This window comes from Cohnella sp. OV330, assembly GCF_900112065.1.
GTDB lineage: Bacteria > Bacillota > Bacilli > Paenibacillales > Paenibacillaceae > Cohnella.
In genome coordinates this window covers 921,292-940,142 of sequence record NZ_FOKE01000001.1, presented here as the reverse complement: position 1 = coordinate 940,142, position 18,851 = coordinate 921,292, and the positions used below count along the sequence as shown (strand labels likewise).

Here is an 18,851-nt window from a genome sequence, read left to right as displayed (position 1 = left end):
GGAAAAGGAAAAGGAAAAGGGGCCGTCAGGGAGCGGATTACGTTCCTTTGGCGGCCTTCTGTTTTTCCGTCCCCGATGAGGTCGGAATATCGAAAGCCGGAAGTCGTTTTATTGGTAAGCAGCGCAGCCTGGCGCCCCTTAAAATAAAAGCATAACGAAGGACACGAAAGAAGGGGACAGCATTGACACGGACAGGATGGGCCTCGACGTTCAAAAAGCTCAAGCGCTATCGGGCATTGTTTCTCATGATGGTTCCCGGCCTCGCCTATCTCTTCATGAACAACTACCTGCCGATGTTCGGCGTGATCATCGCCTTCAAGGACATCAACTACGCCAAAGGCATCCTCGGCAGCGACTGGATCGGCTTCAAAAATTTCGAGTATTTGTTCATGACGAAAGATGCCCTCGTCATTACGCGGAACACCATCTTGTACAACGGATCGTTCATCGTCCTCAACACGGTATTCGCCATCGGCGTCGCGATCCTGCTCAACGAAGTACGGAGCAAGTTCGCCGCCCGCCTCTACCAAAGCGTCATCCTGCTGCCGTTCCTGATCTCGATGGTCATCGTCGGCTATCTCGTTCTCTCCATGCTGAGCGCTGAAAGCGGATACTTGAACTTGAATTTGCTGCCTATGCTCGGCATCGAACCGATCTCCTGGTACTTCGAACCGAAGTATTGGCCCTACATCCTGACGATCGTTCAGCTCTGGAAGGGGACAGGCTACCTGTGCGTCATCTTCCTGGCGGCGATCATCGGCATCGACAACGAATACTACGAGGCGGCCACGATCGACGGCGCCGGCAAATGGCATCAGATCCGCAGCATTACGGTGCCGCTGATCGCGCCGACGATCACCATCATGACGCTGCTCGCTATCGGCCGCATTTTCTATTCGGACTTCGGCCTGTTCTATCAAGTGCCGCTGAACTCCGGTCCTCTCCAGCCCGTGACGGACGTCATCGACACCTACGTATACCGCGGATTGATGACGCTCGGCGATATCGGAATGTCCTCCGCGGCCGGCCTTTACCAGTCGCTCGTCGGATTCGTCCTGGTGCTTCTCTCCAATTACATCGTCGCCAAGCGCAGCAAAGAGAACGCCTTGTTCTAAACCGAGAGGGGGGAAAAGGACATGAAAACCAACGATATGAACCAGCCCGTCGTCCATACGATATTCATTTTGCTCGCCGCCCTATGCGTGATTCCGTTCTTGCTTCTCTTCATGTCTTCGATATCGTCGGAGAGCTCGATCGTGAATAACGGCTATTCGTTTTGGCCGAAGGAATTCAGCCTGGAAGCCTATACGTACCTGTGGTCGCAAAAGCTGGCGATGTTTCACTCCTACGGCATCACCATCCTGATCACGGTCGTCGGCACCTTCGCAGGCCTCCTGATCAGCGCGCTGCTGGCTTACCCGTTATCCCGGCAGGACCTGCCGATCCGCGGCATCCTCAGCTTCCTCGTCTTTTTCACGCTGCTGTTCAACGGCGGCCTGGTGCCGACCTACCTGATCTACACGGAAGTGTTCCATATGAAAAACACGTTGATGGCCCTGATCATTCCGGGGCTGCTGACCAACGGATTTTTCATCCTGCTGATCCGCACGTTTTTCTCCAATTCGATCCCGGTTCAAATCATCGAATCGGCGTATATCGACGGCGCTTCCGAGTTCAAGATTTTCTATCGCATGGTGCTGCCGCTGTCGCTCCCCATTCTGGCGACGATCGGCCTCATGCTGACGATCAACTACTGGAACGACTGGTTTAACGGCTTGGTCTACATCACGGAGCCGCAGCTGTTCAGCATTCAGAATCTGCTCAACCGGATGCTCTCCAACATCCAGTTCCTCCAGCAGAACAACCTCGGGGGGCAGAGCATGGCGGTCAACCTGCCGATGAACGGCGTCCGCATGGCGATGGCCGTCGTGGGCATCCTACCGCTGATCCTGATTTATCCATTTTTCCAAAAGTACTTCGTCAAAGGGCTCACGATCGGAGCCGTTAAGTAGAAGGTCATGACAGCGCGGCCAGTCCCGGGCCATCAGGGCCGGTTGGTATAGATTGCAGTTCGCAGTTCATTACGATCTAGGGGGAAATCATATGCAAAGAAAGTCGAAAGCCGTCCTTTTGCCCTCTGTCTTGCTTGCCACGTCTCTGGTTGTTTCCGCCTGCGGCGGCTCGAACGATGCCGGCAGCTCCTCCGCTCCGGCGTCTGGCGGGAGCTCGGCTCCGGCTTCGTCCGGCGCTTCGTCCGGCGCTGCTTCGAACGGCAAAGAGCTCCAGCTGACGCTTGCGTTCATCGGACTCGGCAATATGAAGGAAGTCGGCCTGGTCCAGGATGAGATCAGCAAGATCACCAAAGCCAAGATCAACGCGACGGTCAAGCTGATGCCGATCGACATCGGCGCATGGACGCAGCAAGTCAACCTGCTGCTGGCCGGCAACGAGCCGGTCGACCTGCTTGTCACGTCCTCCTTCTTCAACTACAGCTCCCAGGTCGCCAAGGGACAACTGCTCCCGCTCGACGACCTGCTCGCCAAAAACGCGCCGACCGTCAAGGACGCGATGGAGCCGGCGATATATAACTCCACCAAAATCAATGGCAAAATGTACGGCGTGCCGAGCGTTCGGGATACGGCGGCCGACCATGGCATCGCAGCCAGAAAAGACTTGATGGACAAATACAACCTGTCGTTCGACAACGTGAAGACGTATGCCGATCTCGATCCGATCTTCAAGACGATCAAAGACAACGAACCGGGCGTCTACCCGCTCGTCCAGCGCAGCCAGACGAACGGCATCGCGAACGAGCTTGTCCGCGGCTACACCGACTATCTGGGCGACACGCCGGGCGTGCTGATCATCGAAAACCAGGATCTGAAGCTGGTAGACCTGTACGAGACGCAAATGTACAAGGACGCCCTGCAGCAAGCGCGAAAATGGTACCAAGCCGGCTACATCATGCCGGACGCGGCGACGACGCAGGAAGGCAACAACAGCCTGATCAAGGCGGGCAAAGGCTTCAGCTACCTGTCCAACATGAAGCCGGGCTTCGCGACCCAGGAGTCGACGGTGAACGGACGCGAGATGGTGACCGCGAGCTTCGTGCCGCCGATCTCCACGTCGGACTCCGGCACGGGCTTCATGATCTCGATTCCGAAGAACACGCAGGACGCGGACCGCGCCGCGCAATTGCTCAACTTGCTCTACACCGACAAGGACATCGCCAACCTGCTCGCCAACGGCATCGAAGGCAAGCACTACGTGGATGCGGGCAACGGTCAGATCAAGTCGCCTGAAGGCGGCAGCAACTACGTCTTCAACCAGTGGGAAGTAGGCAACAACGCCTTGACCAAGGTATGGCAGGGCATGGACACGGATCTCTGGGCGCAAACGAAGGCATTCAACAAGAACTCTACCTTCTCCAAAGCGCTTGGTTTCTCGTTCGATTCGTCGCCGGTGAAGACGGAGGTTGCTGCCGTCATCAACGTCAACAACCAGTACAAGGCAGGCCTGGAATCGGGCACGATCGATCCGTCCAAGCTGGACGAGTTCGTGAAGAAGCTGAAGGCTGCGGGCCTCGACAAGATCATCGCTGAAAAGCAAAAGCAGCTGGACGCGTGGGCGAAGGCGAATAACATTCAGTAACCGGCGCCGTTATCGGCGCGTGGAGATCCCTTCTTCGAAACCCTGTTTCGGGGAAGGGGTTCTCTTTTATTGGAAAGTTTGATCTTACTTGGAGGTGCGGCAATGGCAAGGGATATTCAAGGTTTGATCGCGCAGATGACGTTGGAGGAGAAGGCCGGCATGTGCTCGGGCCTGGATTTCTGGCACATGAAAGGGGTCGAGCGTCTCGGCATTCCGTCGATCATGCTAACCGACGGTCCGCACGGGCTTCGGAAGCAAAAAGCGTCCGCCGACCACCTGGGGCTGTTCGACAGCGTCCCGGCGACGTGCTTCCCTTCGGCCGCGGGCCTCGCGAGCTCCTGGGACCGCGAGCTGATCCGCAAGGTGGGCGTCGCGCTCGGCGAAGAATGCCAGGCGGAAGACGTCGCGGTGCTGCTCGGACCGGGCGCCAACATCAAGCGTTCGCCGCTTTGCGGCCGCAACTTCGAATACTTCTCCGAAGACCCGTACCTCAGCTCGCGCATGGCCGCCAGCCACATCCAAGGCGTACAGAGCCAGGGCGTCGGCACCTCGCTGAAGCACTTCGCGGCGAACAACCAGGAGCATCGCCGCATGACCGGCGATTCCGTGGTCGACGAGCGTACGCTGCGCGAGATTTATCTGGCCAGCTTCGAGCAGGCGGTGAAGGAGGCGCAGCCTTGGACCGTCATGTGCTCCTACAATAAGGTGAATGGCACGTATGCCTCTGAAAATGAATATCTGCTGACGGATATTCTGAAGGACGAGTGGGGCCACGAAGGCTTCGTCGTCTCGGACTGGGGCGCCGTCAACGAGCGCGAGGCTGGTCTGGCCGCAGGCCTGGAGCTGGAGATGCCGGCGAGCGGAGGCGCGGGCGACCTTCGAATCGTCGAGGCAGTGCGCAGCGGCGAGCTGCCCGAGGAGAAGCTGGACCGCGCGGTCGAACGGCTGCTCAGGATCGTGTTCATGGCCGTCGACCATAAGAAAGAAGGCGCAACGTACGATGCCGAAGCGCATCATGCGCTGGCCCGCGAGGTCGCGCGCGAGAGCATGGTGCTGCTCAAAAACGAAGGCGGCATCTTGCCGCTTCGCAAGGACAGGAAGCTGGCCGTCATCGGCGAGCTGGCCGCGAAGCCTCGCTATCAAGGCGGGGGCAGCTCGCATATCAAGCCGACGAAGCTGGAGGACATCCGCGAGGAGCTCGCGAGGTCCGCGGGCGGCGGCGCGCGGATCGCTTACGCGCAAGGCTACGACCTGCAGTCGGACGCGGCGGATGCAGGTCTCGTAGAGGAAGCGAAGCGAGCGGCCGCCGACGCCGAGGTCGCGGTGATCTTCGCGGGACTGCCGGACCGGTACGAGTCCGAGGGCTTCGACCGGACGCATCTGCGGCTGCCGGACAACCAGGTCGCGCTCATCCGCGCCGTCGCCGAGGCGCAGCCGAACGTCGTCGTCGTCCTGAGCAACGGCGCGCCGGTCGAGATGCCTTGGATCGGCAGCGCGAAGGGGCTGCTGGAAGCCTATCTCGGCGGCCAGGCGCTCGGCGGCGCGATCGCGGACCTGCTGTTCGGCGACGCCAATCCGAGCGGCAAGCTGGCGGAGACGTTTCCGATGCGCCTCGCGCACAACCCGTCGCAGCTTAACTTCCCCGGCGAAGGCGATCTCGTCGAATACAAGGAAGGCTTGTTCGTCGGCTATCGCTATTACGACGCGAAGGAGATCGAGCCGCTGTTCCCGTTCGGATACGGGCTCAGCTATACGACGTTCGAATACGCGAATCTGGCCGTCGCGAAGCCGGCGATCCGGGACGACGAGACGGTGACGGTGACCGTCGACGTCACGAATACGGGCTCGCGCGCGGGCAAGGAGATCGTACAGCTCTACGTACGCGACGTGCAGAGCACCGTAATTAGGCCTATTAAAGAGCTGAAGGGTTTCGCCAAGGTTGAGCTGCAGCCGGGCGATACGAAGACGGTTTCCTTCGTGCTGGACAAACGCGCCTTCGCCTTCTACGACGTCGAATTGAAAGACTGGCGCGTGGAGTCCGGCGAGTTTGAAGTTTTAGTCGGACACTCCTCTCGGGATATCGCCGTATCGGGCACGGTCGCGGTCGAGTCGACCGTCGTCTTGAAGCCCGTCGTCCATCGGAACAGCACGGTCGGCGATCTGATGAGCGATCCGGCGGCTCAAGCGCTCGTGATGGACTGGATCGGCAAGACGCCGTTCGGCGCCATGGCGGCCGATCACGACGGCGAAGGCGCGGAGATGATGCAGGCGATGATGAAGTACCTGCCGCTTCGCGGCCTGGTCGGCTTCAGCGGCGGCGCGCTCGGCGAGGACGATCTGGACGGCTTGCTCAAGCAGTTGAACGAGCGGGCGTCCTTGATAACGCCATAGAGGACGGGACTGGGTGGCATGCCAAATCCTCGCGAAGGCGTGAGCACCTGGCTTGGGGCTGTAAGCGCAAAAAGCGTGCTTAGAGCGGCGGGGTTACCTGGCTTGGAGGCTGTAGGCGCAAAAAGTATGCTTAGAGCGGCGGGGGTACCTGGCTCGGGGGCTGAAAGCGCAAAAAGTATGCTTAGAGCGGCGGGGGTACCTGGCTTGGAGGCTGTAGGCGCAAAAAGTGTGCTTAGAGCGGGGGGGGTAACTGGCTTAGAGGCTGTAGGCGCAAAAAATGCGCTTAGAGCGGCGAGAGTACCTGGCTTGGAGGCTGTAGGCGCAAAAAGTGCGCTTAGAGCGGCGAGAGTACCTGGCTTGGAGGCTGTAGGCGCAAAAAGTGCGCTTAGAGCGGGGGGAGTAACTGGCTTGGAGGATGCAGGCGCAAAAAGTGCGGTTACAGCGGGGCGTCGAGGCTAAAGGTGGCTTATAAGCTTGAAAAGCAATGTTACAGAGCCGGGTTGCGGCTGTAAGCTTGAAAAGCGCGGCTGCAGCGGGCCCCCGAGGCTTGAGGTGGTTTGTAAGCTTGAAAAGCAACGCTACAGAATCCGACAGAGGCTGAAAGCGCCAAAGGGCGCTTCGAGCGGCCGAGAGAAGAGGGCGGCATCGAACTGTGCTCGCATGATCAGCTCAAACTTGCAAGAAAGGTACAGTCCCCTTGCTTCCGCAGGGACTGTACCTTTCGCTTCAAAGCGTGCTGTCTACCGATAGGGCTTACGTTCGCGGCGCCTTTAGCGAACGGCGTCCGATGACGCCGTCGCCTCGAGCGCTGCCGGATCGGGGGAGCGGGAGGACCCTCTTGCGATAAATTGCGTATCCACGATCACTTTCGAGCCGACGAGCGAGTCGGATTCGATCGCTTCGACGATCATGTCCACCGCGAGGCGGGCCATCCGTTCCTTTTCCACGTGCACGGTCGTCAGCTCGGGAGAGACGATGAGCGCTTCGGAGATGTTGTCGAAGCCGACCACGGAGACGTCCTCCGGCACGCGGTAGCCCAGCTCGACGAGCGACTTGATCGCGCTGATCGCGATGTAGTCGCATTCGCAGAAGAAGGCCGTCGGCATCGGCCGCCGCGAGTCCCGGTAGTCGGACAATCGCTTCTTGAGCGCGTCCTGGGAAGCAAGGATCGTGGGCGCGACCGAGAACACATGCTCCGGCGACAGCTCCCGTCCGTTCTCCTGCAATGCCTGCATGAACCCGGCGCGGCGGTCGTCGAAGTTGCGGATGCGGATATCGGAAGCGATGTAGCCGATGTCGCGGTGACCGAGCCCGCATAGGTGCTGCCCCGCCTGATAGGCGCCCATCGCGTTGTTGATCTGGATAAACGGAATCGGGAGCGTTTCGAAGCAGGTGTCCAGCACGACAAGCGGAGCGTTCAAACGATCGGCGACCTGTTCGAGCATCGCTTTGTTCAGATTCGTGCCTAGCAAAATGACGCCATCGGCGCGCTTGTCCTCGGCGATCGCCCGGATGCCCTCGTCGAAAGCGGACATATCTACAGAGGCGAACAGCAGGGAATAGCCGCTCGCGCGGCATCGTTCCTCGATAAAGTGAATCAGCTCCCGGAAAAAGGGCTGCTGGTAATATTGCTCCAACACGATGCCGGAGTTCGCGAAGACAAGGAACGTGATCGAGGCGCTCTGCGGTTCGCGGACCGCGGTTCGCGACTTGGGCTGGTAACCGTTTTCTCTGGCGATTTGAAGAATCCGGTCCCGCGTTTCCGGACCGATGCCCCCTTTTCCGTTGAGGGCCAGCGACACGGCGGCTTTGGATACGCCGGCGAGCCTGGCGATGTCTTCCATTTTCATGAAGAAAATCTCCATTCGTTCCGTTTAGTAAGTTTAGTTTAATGTTAATCGTGTTAAGAAGCAAGAGATAGGCTGTGAGTTTAGTTAATTTAGTTCATTATTCCACTAAATTATTAATTTAATTTACTTAAAACGCATTGACCAGCGGAAAATCCAATGATAAATTGAACTCATGCAGTTAAACGACTTCATTAGTGTTTAGTTAGTTTACTGAAAGGGAGACCCCACACATGAGCAGATTAAAGCTGGGCTATGCGCCGACCCGCCGTTTCGTATTTAGCGCTGAAGACGCTTTCCGCTACAAAGTGATGATCAAGGAAAAAATCGAAAGCTTCGGCCTCGACATCGATATCGTCGATCTGGAAGGGCTCAACCAAGAGGGACTGCTCTACGACGACCATATCAACGCCGACCTGATCGCCGACCGGTTCAAGCAGGAAAAAGTGGACGCCGTGTTCTTCCCGCATTGCAACTTCGGAACGGAGGATACGGTGGCGCGCGTCGGCAAGGCGCTGGGCAAGCCCGTGCTGCTGTGGGGCCCCCGCGACGAAGCGCCGCTCGAGGATGGCATGCGCCTGCGCGACACGCAGTGCGGCTTGTTCGCCACCGGCAAGATTCTGCGCCGCTTTAACGTTCCCTTCACCTATGTCACGAACAGCCGGGTGAACGATCCCGTTTTCGAGCGAGGCTTCACGAACTTCGTCGCCGCAGCGAACGTGGTCAAGCAATTCCGCAGCCTCCGGATTCTGCAGATCGGGCCGCGCCCGGCTTCCTTCTGGACGATGATGTGCAATGAAGGGGAGCTGCTGGAGCGATTCGGCATCGAGATCCATCCGATTACGCTGGTCGATATCCAGCGCGCTTCCCAGAAGATCGAAAAGGGCAGCAGCTCGGAGCTGGCGGAAGCCATCGACTATATCAAAGCCAAGCTGGACTGGTCCGAAGTGACCGAAGCGGACGTCCGCCGGATCGCCGCCCTGAAGGTCGCGATGAAGCAGTACGCATTGAACACCGGCAGCACGGCGATCGCGATCCAATGCTGGTCGTCCCTGCAGGACGCGATGGGGATCATGCCTTGCCTGGCCAACGCGATCCTCACCGACGAGCAGATCCCGGTTACCTGCGAGACCGACATTCACGGCGCGATCACCTCCGTCATGGTCCAAGCGGCGACGATGAACCAGCACCCGACGTTTTTCGCCGACCTGACCGTGCGCCATCCAGACAATCCGAACGGCGAGCTGCTGTTCCATTGCGGCAATTTCCCCGTCTCCCTGACCGTCGAAGACAAGCCGAAGCTGCGCAAGCACTTCTTGTTCGACGACCACTCGCCGGGCACGCACGAAGGCGAGATCAAGGGCGGCGACATGACGCTGGCGCGCTTCGACGGCGACCATGGCGAGTACCAGCTGTTCCTGGGCAAAGCCCGCGGCATTCAAGGCCCGTATACGCGGGGCTCGTACGTCTGGGTGGAAGTGAACGATTGGCCGTTGTGGGAAGAAAAGCTGGTCAAAGGCCCTTATGTCCATCATTCCGTAGGCATTCACGCGAACGCGATTCCGGCCCTGTACGAGGCATGCAATTATATCCCCGGGCTGACCCCCGATGCGGTTGATCCGACCGAACGCGAGATTCAGGCCTGGCTTCGCGGCGCGGGACTGTGATTCAAAGGAGGCACTCATCCATGGAAACGACGGCACTTAAAGCGAAAGCCGCGCAGATCCGCATGGACCTGCTGAAGATGATTCACGGCGCCAAGACGGGGCATACTGGCGGCTCGCTCAGCAATACCGATATTTTGACGGCCCTCTACTACCGCGTCATGAAGATCGATCCCGCGAATCCGAAGTGGGACGGGCGCGACCGGTTCATCGCGAGCAAGGGGCATTCCGTGGAATCCCTCTGGTGCATCCTCGGCGACCTCGGCTTCTTTCCCAAGGAAGAGCTGAAGACGTTCAGCCAATTCGGTACGCGGCTGATCGGGCATCCCAACAACAAAGTGCCGGGCATCGAAATGAATACGGGCGCGCTGGGCCACGGGCTGGCCATCGGCGTCGGCATGGCGCTCGCGGCGAAGCGGGACGGCAGGGACTATCGGGTGTTCTGCCTGATGGGCGACGGCGAACAAGCGGAAGGCTCCGTGTGGGAGGCCGCGATGGCGGGCCCGCACTACAAGCTCGATAACCTGGTCGCCATCATCGACCGCAACCGGCTCCAGATCAGCGGATCGACCGAGGAAGTGATGGGCCTCGAGCCGCTTGAGGAAAAGTGGGCGGCCTTCGGCTGGAACGTCGTGTCCATCGACGGCAACGACATGGAGCAGTTGGTGCGCGCTTTTGAGGCGCCTTCGATACCCGGCAAACCTACGCTGGTCATGGCGAACACGGTCAAAGGCAAAGGCGTATCGTTCGCCGAGAACGTGGCGCACTGGCACCACCATGTGCCCAGCGACGAGCAGCTGGCCTTGGCGCTCGCCGAGCTGTCCGCCGCGATCGAGAGCTACGAGCAGGAAGGGCTGGTGCGTTAACATGGCGAATACGATACCGAACCGTCAGGTCATTTGCGATACGCTGTTGGAGCTGGCCAAGGAAGACCGCGACATTATGGTACTCGCCAGCGACTCGCGAGGCTCGGCCGCCATGGCTCCCTTTGCCAAGGCGTATCCGGACCAATTCGTCGAAGTCGGCATCGCCGAGCAGAACATCGTCGGCATCTCCGCCGGCCTCGCGCACAGCGGCAAAAAGCCGTTCGTGACCTCGCCGGCCTGTTTTCTCAGCATGCGAAGCATCGAACAGATCAAGGTGGACGTCGCTTATTCGGCCACGAACGTGAAGCTGGTCGGCATCAGCGGGGGCGTCAGCTACGGCGCTCTCGGCATGTCGCACCATTCGGTGCAGGATCTGGCCGTTTCGCGGGCGATCCCGGGCCTGGCCGTCATCCTGCCCGCCGACCGGCACGAGACGAAGCGCATGACCGAAGCGCTCGTGAAGCACGAGGGCGGTGCGTACATTCGCATCGGACGCAATCCGGTCGAAGACGTCTACGACAACGACGACTACGAATTCGTGATCGGCAAGGCCGTCACCCTGCGCGAAGGCGGCGATCTGACGATCATCGCGGCAGGCGAGACCGTTCGCGTCGCGCTCGACGCCCATGAAGCGCTTAAGGAAGCCGGGGTGTCCTGCCGCGTGATCAACATGCATACGATCAAGCCGCTGGACGAGGAAGCGGTCATCAAGGCCGCCTCGGAGACGGGACACATCATCACCGTCGAGGAGCACAGCATTCACGGCGGCCTCGGCGCCGCGGTGGCCGAAGTCGTCGTGCAGCACAAACCCGTGCCGATGCGCATCCTCGGCATCCCGGACGAGCCGGCCATCGCGGGCAAAAGCGCAGAGGTGTTCGACTACTACGGCATCAGCGCCGGCAATATCAAAAAGATCGCCCTGGATCTGCTGGGCAGATAAGGACGGCCGTTCATGGAAAAATACATGCTGGCGGTCGACCAGAGCACGGCTGGCACGAAAGCTTTGCTCGTCGACCGGTCCGGCCGGGTCGTCGCGAAGAGCAGCGCCGAGCATCGGCAAATCTATCCGAAGCCGGGGTGGGTGGAGCACGATCCGCTCGAGATTTACGATAACGTGAAGCGGACGGTGCGCGAAGCGCTGAAGTTGGCGGGCATCGAGCCCGCCGCTTTGGCCGCGATCGCGATCACGAACCAGCGGGAGACGGCCGTCGTCTGGGACCGCGAGACGGGCCTTCCCGTTTACAATGCGATCGTCTGGCAATGCCAGCGCACGGCCGACCGGTGCGAGGCCCTGCGAGCTGCCGGACACGAACGGACGGTACGGTCCAAGACCGGATTGATGCTCGATCCTTACTTCTCGGCCGCCAAGTGGGATTGGATCCTGACGCATGTTGAAAGCGCTAAATCGCTGCTGGCGCAAGGCCGGCTGCTCGCCGGCACGATCGACAGCTGGCTGATCTGGAAGCTGACCGGCGGGAAAACGCACGCGACCGACTACACGAACGCCAGCCGGACTTCCTTGTTCAATATCCATACGCTGGAATGGGACGACGAGCTGTGCGGACTGTTCGGCGTGCCGCGGGCGATGCTGCCCGAGGTCAAGTTCTCGGACGAAGCGTTCGGCTACACGGACGACGCGGACCTGTTCCCCGGGCGTCTCCCCATCTCCGGCGTTATCGGGGATTCCCAAGGCGCCCTGTTCGGGCAGCTATGCCTCGAGCCGGGCATGGCCAAAGCGACCTATGGCACGGGAACGTCGGTGCTCATGAACACCGGCGAACGCCCCGTCGTATCGGATAACGGATTGGTGACCGCCGTAGCCTGGGGAAAAAGCGGCCAGGTGACTTATGCGCTCGAAGCCGTCATCCGCAGCTCCGGCGACAGCGTGAAGTGGGTCAGGGACAACCTCGGGCTGTTCGATTCGTTCGAAGAGCTGGACGTCATGCTGAGGCGGACGCCGGACAACGAGGGCGTCTACCTGGTGCCCGCATTCGTCGGGCTGGGCGCCCCCTATTGGGATCCCTATGCGAGAGCGGCGATCGTCGGCATGAGCCGGGCCACGGGCAAAGGCCATATCGTCCGCGCGGCGGTCGAGAGCATTGCGTATCAGGTGCGCGACGCGGCGGAATTAATGGCGCGCGAGACTGGCATCCCGCTGAAGAAGCTCCATGCGGACGGCGGCGCCTCCGGCAATCCGCTGCTCATGCAGTTCCAGGCGGACCTGCTGAATCTGGCCGTGTCGCGGTCCGCGGTCGCGGAGCTGTCGGCGATGGGCGCCGTCTATATGGCGGGCCTCGGCGTCGGCTATTGGGCTTCGCTGGAGGAGATCGCGCGGTTTGGCGCAGCCGGACAACCATACGCGCCCGCCATGGAAGCGGCCGAGCGCGAGCGACTGTACGCAGGCTGGCAAAAAGCGGCGGCTTCGGTATTGGGCGCCCCTACGAAAACAAGCGCGTTGGAGGAGGTCAATCGAGCATGACATTTACCGAAAAGACCCGCATCGGCATCATCTACAAAAACGAAGCGGCCCGCGAGATTCTGGCCCGCAGACTGCCGGATTTGCTTTCTTCTCCGCCTCATATGCTATCGCTCTTCAAGAGCTTGACGCTGGAGAAGGTATACGCCTTCCGCCAGGAAGAATTGGGGCAGCCGGATTGGGTCGCGGAGACGCTGGCGGAGCTGGCCGGCGTCGCTTCCGATAGCGGAGTTGCGGAGCGGAATGCCGAAGTCGCGCCGTCCGCCGAATACGAGCCGTCTGACGTCCCCGAGGCCTCCGCTGACGTTCAATCGCCGGGCGAAGCCGAGCAGTGGGGCGTCTACGAGATCGAGCTGAAAGGGCCGAGCCACGGCAATCCTTTCACGGACGTCGAACTGGCCGCCGAGTTCAAGTCCGGCGAAAAAAACGTCCGCATGGCCGGCTTCTACGACGGCGAAGGCGTCTACCGCATCCGCTTCATGCCGGACGCGCAGGGCGCTTGGACATACCGGACGACGAGCAACGCCCGTTCGCTGAGCGGCATCGAAGGCGCGTTCCGGGTCGTTCCCCCGTCCGCCGGCAACCATGGCCCGGTCCGCGTGAAGGACACGTACCATTTTGCCTACGAAGACGGCACTTCCTATATCCCGGTCGGCACGACGTGTTATGCATGGACGCACCAAGGGGACGCGCTTGAGGAACAGACGCTAGAGACGCTCGCCGCTTCTCCGTTCAACAAAATGCGCATGTGCGTGTTCCCGAAGTCGTATTTGTTCAACGAAAACGAGCCGGTCTACGATCCCTTCGAAGGTTCCCTGGAACAGGGCTGGGACTACACGCGGTTCAACCCGCTCTTCTTCCGTCACTTGGAGAATCGGATCGCCGATCTGGGCAAGCTCGGGATCGAGGCGGACTTAATCCTTTTCCACGCCTACGACCGCTGGGGGTACTCGGAGATGAGTCCGGCGGCCGACGACCGCTACCTTCGTTATGTTGCGGCCCGCCTGTCCGCATACCGCAACGTGTGGTGGTCGCTGGCGAACGAGTATGATTTGATGTGGAACAAGGAGCCGGCCGACTGGGAACGCTTCGCCGAGATCGTCACGTCGAACGATCCCGCCGGACATCTTATTTCCAATCACAATTGCTTTGCCTTCTACGACTTCAGCAAGCCTTGGGTGACGCATTGCAGCATTCAGCGGATCGACGTGTACAAGACCTCCGAGGCAACGACCGAGTGGCGGGAAAAGTGGCAAAAGCCGATCGTCATCGACGAGTGCGCGTACGAGGGGGACATCGACCAGGGCTGGGGCAACATCACCGGCGAAGAGATGACGCGCCGCTTCTGGGAAGGCGCGGTCCGCGGGGGATACGTGGGACACGGGGAAACGTACCTCAATCCCGAAGAGGCGCTGTGGTGGTCCAAGGGCGGCAAGCTGACGGGAACGAGCCCCGACCGGATCGCCTTCCTGCGCCGCATCACCGAAGAGAGCCCCGGCGGCGTGCTGAATCCGCTGCCGTCCGATTGGGACGTGCCGTGCGCCGGCGTGAAGGACGAATACTATTTGTACTATTTCGGCTTCAATCAGCCCCGGTTCCGGAACTTCAGCCGCAAGCCGGGCACGAAGTACTTCGTTGACGTCATCGATACGTGGAACATGACGGTCGAACGGCTCGAAGGGACTTACGAAGGCGCGTTCCGCGTCGAATTGCCGGCCAAGCAGTTCATGGCCGTCAGGCTGACCAAGGCGGAATAGCGCGCCGGAGAGGGGGAGACCGGAATGGGAAGCATCTACTACACGATTACGGAAATCACGGATTACGGCCCTTTTATTACGAAGCTGGTACTGCCGTTGCGGACCGTGGTGAAGGCGGAAGCGGTCAAGCCGACATCCTTTAACGTTTACGTGGAACGGAAGGACGAGCAGGGAGAGGTCCTGATGCTTCCCAAAAGCTGGTCCGAGCCGGCACTCAAAGCGCCGAGCAAGGGCTATGGCACGATCCTGGACGCCTATCCTTCCGGGATCGACGGCACGCGCGGCGAAGAAGGGGCGTTCGTGACGCTCGAGATGAAGCATGGTCCGCTCGATCCATTGGCCGCGTCCATCGCCCCGTTGAACGGCATGAACGAATATATCGTCAGCGATTACCGGATTACCCAGATCGCGGAGATCGCGTCGGAAGCGGGAGAGGTGCTGACCGGACTCGTATTCGACCGGTGCGCGGGGAATACAGCCAAGCAGGCGGAGCGGTTTCTGCAGGGCATCTCCTCTTTTCAAGCGGAACCGTTGAGGTACGGCTACTTCGTGCCGCAGACCGGTCGCGGAAAACGGCCGCTGATCGTCTGGCTGCACGGCGGCGGGGAAGGCGGGACGGATCCGGCCATCGCTTATACGGGCAACAACGTGGTTAACTTGGCCGGCGACGACATTCAGGCCAAGTTCGGCGGCGCATTCGTACTGGTGCCCCAAGCGCCGACCTTCTGGCTGGACGACGGCAGCGGGCAATACGGCAGGACGGGGAAGTCCAAGTACGTTCAGGCGTTAAAAGCGCTGATCGACGAATTCGTCGCTCTCAACGATGCGGCGATCGACACGGACCGGATTTATATCGGCGGCTGCTCCAACGGCGGATTCATGACGATGCGGATGGTGCTGGACTTCCCGGCGTATTTCGCGGCTGCTTTTCCGGTGTGCGAGGCGCTGTACGACGAAGTCATCGGCGACGCGGACATCGAGCGGATCAAGCACTTGCCGATCTGGCTGACGCATGCCAAGGACGATTCGATCGTGAGGCCGGAAGAGACGGCGGTGCCGACCTACGAGCGCTTGATCAAGGCCGGCGCGAAGGACGTACATCTCTCTTACTTCGATCAGGTCGCGGATCTCCATGGCCGATTCGCCGATGAGCGGGGTGAGCCGTTCGTCTATCACGAGCATTTCTCCTGGATCTACGCGCTGAACGACGACTGCCGCCTGGACTACGACGGGCAGCCGGTCAGGGCGGACGGCAGGGAAGTTTCCCTGATGGAATGGCTGGCTTTGCAGAAGAAGTAGAAATAGAAATCGAATTAGAGATCGTCGATGGTCAACCGGATTTCCGGTTGGCCTTTTTGTTGAATATGGGAAGCTGACGAACTCGCAAAAACAACCGACGAGCGAACATTGTCGGTCGGACCGTCCAAGAGTTCCTGGATAGGAACACCTACGGCCCGTACGCCGAGCGACACGCCCAAGAGTTCCTGAATAGGAACACCTTCGGCTTGTGCGCCGAGCGAATCGCTCAACTGTTCCTAGATAGGACCACCTACGGCTTGTTCGCCGCGCGAATTGCCCAAGTGTTCCTAGATAGGAACATTCGGGCAAGCGGCTTCAGCGGAGACGATGAAATCTACAGCTTCTATAATAGCCCGGCAGCGCAGATCGCCGACCTTAAAAGCTCAGCGCCGCCTCGCGAGCCTTCGCGATCGCATTGGCCTTGATTTCCTGCGCTTTGTCGGATTGCGCGGCCATGCCTTCTACATAGACGGCTTCGAAGCTGGGTACGCCCAGGAATTTCAGGACGGCTTCGAGATGGCGGTGCGCCATTTCAAAGTCCGCGTATACGCCCTCGGACAGCACGCTGCCGCTGGCCTGGATCTGGAACGCCTTTTTCTTCGTGAGCAATCCGACCGGGCCGTCGGACGTGTAGCGGAACGTCTTGCCGGCGACGAAGACGGCGTCGATATAAGCTTTGAGCACAGGCGGATAAGAGAAGTTCCAGACCGGGTTGACGAAGATATATTTATCCGCGCCCAGAAATTGCTCGACCAGCTCGTCGAGACGGCCGACCTTGGCCTGCTCGACCGGGGACAATTGATCGAAGGCATTTCCCGCGTGCAATTTGGAACGGGCTCCGAATACTTCGCCGTCCAGGAGCGGAATATCCGCTTGGAACAGGTCGATATGGACGATCTCGTCGTTCGGATTCGCTTCTCGGTAAGCTTCCACGAACGCTTTGCCGACGGAGAGGCTGTAAGAATTTTCGTCGTCGCTCGGATTGGCGGTGATGTATAATACTTTGTTCATAAGATGCACGTCCTTCTAGAGAGAATGTTTTGATCGATCGGACATAGAACGACGGTCTCTTTCGTTCTGTGACAGCGGGCATATGAAACCGTCAGCAGGAAAGAATACGCGTGACGACAGGCTGGAAAAGTTCGGCGAATGCTGTCACAAAGCAAGCGCCGGCCTCGTTTTATTAACAGGCGGACTCTGCGCCGAAGCCTATACGAATGGAAGTGGACGGCATCCATGCAAGAGCAGTTATATACGAAATATAAAGCTTTGCTGTTCAAGCTCGCTTATCAGCTGACAGGATCGGTATCCGACGCGGAGGACGCGGTGCAGGACGTGTTCATCAAGATCGCGGACGTGCCGCCCGAGCGGTTGGCCGAGCCGAAGGCTTATCTATGCAAAATGGTTACGAACCGTTGCAAGGACCTGCTCAAATCCGCGCGGAAGAAGCGCGAGGAATATTTCGGCGAGTGGCTGCCGGAGCCTTTTCCCAGCTCGGACGACGACGCGATGGAGGCGGTCCTCCGCGAGGATCTGCTCACGTACGGCATGATCGTGCTGCTGGAGCGGCTGTCGCCGTCGGAGCGCATCGTGTTCGTTCTCCGCGAGGCGCTTGGGTTCGAGTATCGGGAGATCGCCCAGCTCATCGAGAAAAGCGAACCGAACTGCCGCAAGCTGTTCAGCCGCGCGAGCGCGAAGATGGGGCTGTCGGCCGAAGAGGAGCATGCGCGGCCCGAAGCGGAGCAGCAGCAGTGGGTGGACGGCTTTCTGGACGCGCTCAAGGCAGGCAACGTCAATCGCGTGCTGACGATGCTCGATCCGGACGTCGTGCTCGTCGCGGACGGAGGGGGCAAGGTGCTTGCCGCAGCCCAGCCGATCGTTTCCCGCGACCTGGTGGCGAAGTTCTTGCTTGGTCCGGTGCTTCAATCTGCGACATTCGGCGGCGAAGTAAGGATGGAAATGAGGCACATAAACGGACAGCCGAGCATCGTTATCCGTTCGGAGACGGGCGGCATCCAAACGGTTGGCATGCTGCGCGTAGAGGGGGGCATCATTCGGGAGCTTTATCTGATCCGGAATCCGGACAAGCTGCAGCATATCGCGGAAGGCGGATTTTCGGAAAAAATCGGTCTGATCGAGTCAGTCGATTAGGGCAGCGCGGTCGGCCTCACTACGATCTCGTTCACGGACACGTCGTCCGGCTCGTTAAGGGCGAACGCGATCGCGCGGGCGATCGCATACGGAGAGATGCCCATGCCGGCGATCTGATTGGTCATCGCCTTCGTCTCGGGACTGCCGATCGAGTCCAGCAGCTCGGTCTCCGTCAAGCCGGGAGAGACGATGGTCGAGCGGATGCGGGAAGCGGGCGATTCCTCCTGCCGCAGCCCCTCCGAGATCGCCCGGACGGCGAACTTGGTCGCGCTGTATACGGCGGATGTCGGATTGACGTGGTAGCCTGCCACCGAGGAGAGATTGACGATATGTCCCGACCGTTGTTCTCTCATGACGGGCAACACTGCCGCGATGCCGTACAGCACGCCTTTGACGTTGACGTCGATCATGCGATCCCACTCGTCGACCCGCAGCTCGCTTAGCCGGGAGGCGGGCATGACGCCCGCATTGTTGACGAGCGCATCGATGCGGCCGTACTGCTTCAGGGCGAAGTCCGCGAGCTTTTTCATATCGTCGTACGAAGCCACGTCCGCTTGAATCGAGACCGCTTGTCCGCCGTCCTGCCGGATCGCTTCGACGACGGCCTTCAGCCGCTCTTCCCTTCTGGCGGCCAGAACGACCTTGGCGCCTTGATGCGCGAGCAGCTTGGCCGCGGCTTCCCCGATTCCGCTGGAAGCGCCGGTGATGACGACGACTTTATCGTTTACGTTTTGCATGAAATCCCACTC

Annotated in this window: 15 protein-coding genes; 11 read left to right on the top strand and 4 right to left on the bottom strand. The window is 60.0% G+C overall.

The annotated features are described in order from the left end of the window. Positions 1-245 precede the first annotated feature (245 nt). From BM235_RS03525 to BM235_RS03510, 4 genes are all read left to right on the top strand, one after another. Positions 246-1,115 (top strand): ABC transporter permease, encoded by an 870-nt coding sequence (locus tag BM235_RS03525; RefSeq protein ID WP_090109613.1) that lies wholly within the window; start codon positions 246-248, stop codon positions 1,113-1,115. A 21-nt stretch (positions 1,116-1,136) separates the two neighbouring features. Beyond that, complete coding sequence (locus BM235_RS03520; RefSeq protein WP_090109320.1) at positions 1,137-2,012, top strand: carbohydrate ABC transporter permease; 876 nt, start codon at positions 1,137-1,139, stop codon at positions 2,010-2,012. A gap of 91 nt (positions 2,013-2,103) precedes the next feature. Next, the gene (locus BM235_RS03515) at positions 2,104-3,651 is read left to right on the top strand and encodes an ABC transporter substrate-binding protein (protein WP_090109318.1); all 1,548 of its coding nucleotides are present in this window, start codon (positions 2,104-2,106) and stop codon (positions 3,649-3,651) included. Between the two features lie 102 nt (positions 3,652-3,753). Further along, positions 3,754-6,042, top strand: a complete 2,289-nt coding sequence (locus tag BM235_RS03510; RefSeq protein ID WP_090109316.1) for a beta-glucosidase — start codon at positions 3,754-3,756, stop codon at positions 6,040-6,042. Positions 6,043-6,812: 770 nt separating this feature from the next. On the opposite strand, the gene BM235_RS03505 is transcribed toward BM235_RS03510, so the two are convergent. Next, a complete protein-coding gene (locus BM235_RS03505) occupies positions 6,813-7,892 on the bottom strand; it encodes a LacI family DNA-binding transcriptional regulator (RefSeq protein ID WP_177244179.1) in 1,080 nt (359 codons plus the stop codon). A gap of 230 nt (positions 7,893-8,122) precedes the next feature. Between BM235_RS03505 and BM235_RS03500 the strand changes: the two genes are divergently transcribed. Genes BM235_RS03500 through BM235_RS03475 form a run of 6 tightly spaced genes read left to right on the top strand, consistent with a single transcriptional unit; the run spans position 8,123 to position 15,951 of the window. Continuing rightward, positions 8,123-9,556 (top strand): L-fucose/L-arabinose isomerase family protein, encoded by a 1,434-nt coding sequence (locus BM235_RS03500; protein ID WP_090109311.1) that lies wholly within the window; start codon positions 8,123-8,125, stop codon positions 9,554-9,556. Positions 9,557-9,576: 20 nt separating this feature from the next. Continuing rightward, positions 9,577-10,419: a transketolase gene (locus tag BM235_RS03495; protein WP_090109309.1), complete on the top strand. Its 843-nt coding sequence runs from the start codon at positions 9,577-9,579 to the stop codon at positions 10,417-10,419. Between the two features lies 1 nt (position 10,420). Next, positions 10,421-11,359, top strand: a complete 939-nt coding sequence (locus BM235_RS03490; protein ID WP_090109307.1) for a transketolase family protein — start codon at positions 10,421-10,423, stop codon at positions 11,357-11,359. Positions 11,360-11,371: 12 nt separating this feature from the next. Further along, positions 11,372-12,898 carry a glycerol kinase GlpK gene (glpK, locus tag BM235_RS03485; RefSeq protein ID WP_090109304.1) on the top strand — a complete coding sequence of 509 codons (1,527 nt, stop codon included), beginning with the start codon at positions 11,372-11,374 and terminating at the stop codon, positions 12,896-12,898. Continuing rightward, on the top strand, positions 12,895-14,652 hold the full coding sequence (locus BM235_RS03480; RefSeq protein WP_090109302.1) for a DUF5605 domain-containing protein: 1,758 nt from the start codon (positions 12,895-12,897) through the stop codon (positions 14,650-14,652). The genes glpK and BM235_RS03480 overlap by 4 nt, the downstream gene beginning before the upstream one ends. Before the next feature lie 24 nt (positions 14,653-14,676). After that, entirely contained in the window at positions 14,677-15,951 is a 1,275-nt protein-coding gene (locus BM235_RS03475; protein WP_090109300.1) for a prolyl oligopeptidase family serine peptidase, read from the top strand. Positions 15,952-15,965: 14 nt separating this feature from the next. Here BM235_RS03475 and BM235_RS31575 read toward each other — a convergent pair whose 3' ends face one another. Then, on the bottom strand, positions 15,966-16,181 hold the full coding sequence (locus BM235_RS31575) for a hypothetical protein (protein ID WP_143106624.1): 216 nt from the start codon (positions 16,179-16,181) through the stop codon (positions 15,966-15,968). 145 nt (positions 16,182-16,326) lie between these two features. Continuing rightward, positions 16,327-16,962: an NAD(P)H-dependent oxidoreductase gene (locus BM235_RS03470; RefSeq protein ID WP_090109298.1), complete on the bottom strand. Its 636-nt coding sequence runs from the start codon at positions 16,960-16,962 to the stop codon at positions 16,327-16,329. A 225-nt stretch (positions 16,963-17,187) separates the two neighbouring features. Here BM235_RS03470 and sigJ point away from each other — a divergent pair, with 225 nt between their 5' ends. Continuing rightward, positions 17,188-18,102 (top strand): RNA polymerase sigma factor SigJ, encoded by a 915-nt coding sequence (sigJ, locus tag BM235_RS03465; protein ID WP_090109294.1) that lies wholly within the window; start codon positions 17,188-17,190, stop codon positions 18,100-18,102. Here sigJ and BM235_RS03460 read toward each other — a convergent pair. Further along, a complete protein-coding gene (locus tag BM235_RS03460) occupies positions 18,099-18,839 on the bottom strand; it encodes an SDR family oxidoreductase (RefSeq protein ID WP_090109292.1) in 741 nt (246 codons plus the stop codon). The genes sigJ and BM235_RS03460 overlap by 4 nt on opposite strands. Positions 18,840-18,851 lie beyond the last annotated feature (12 nt).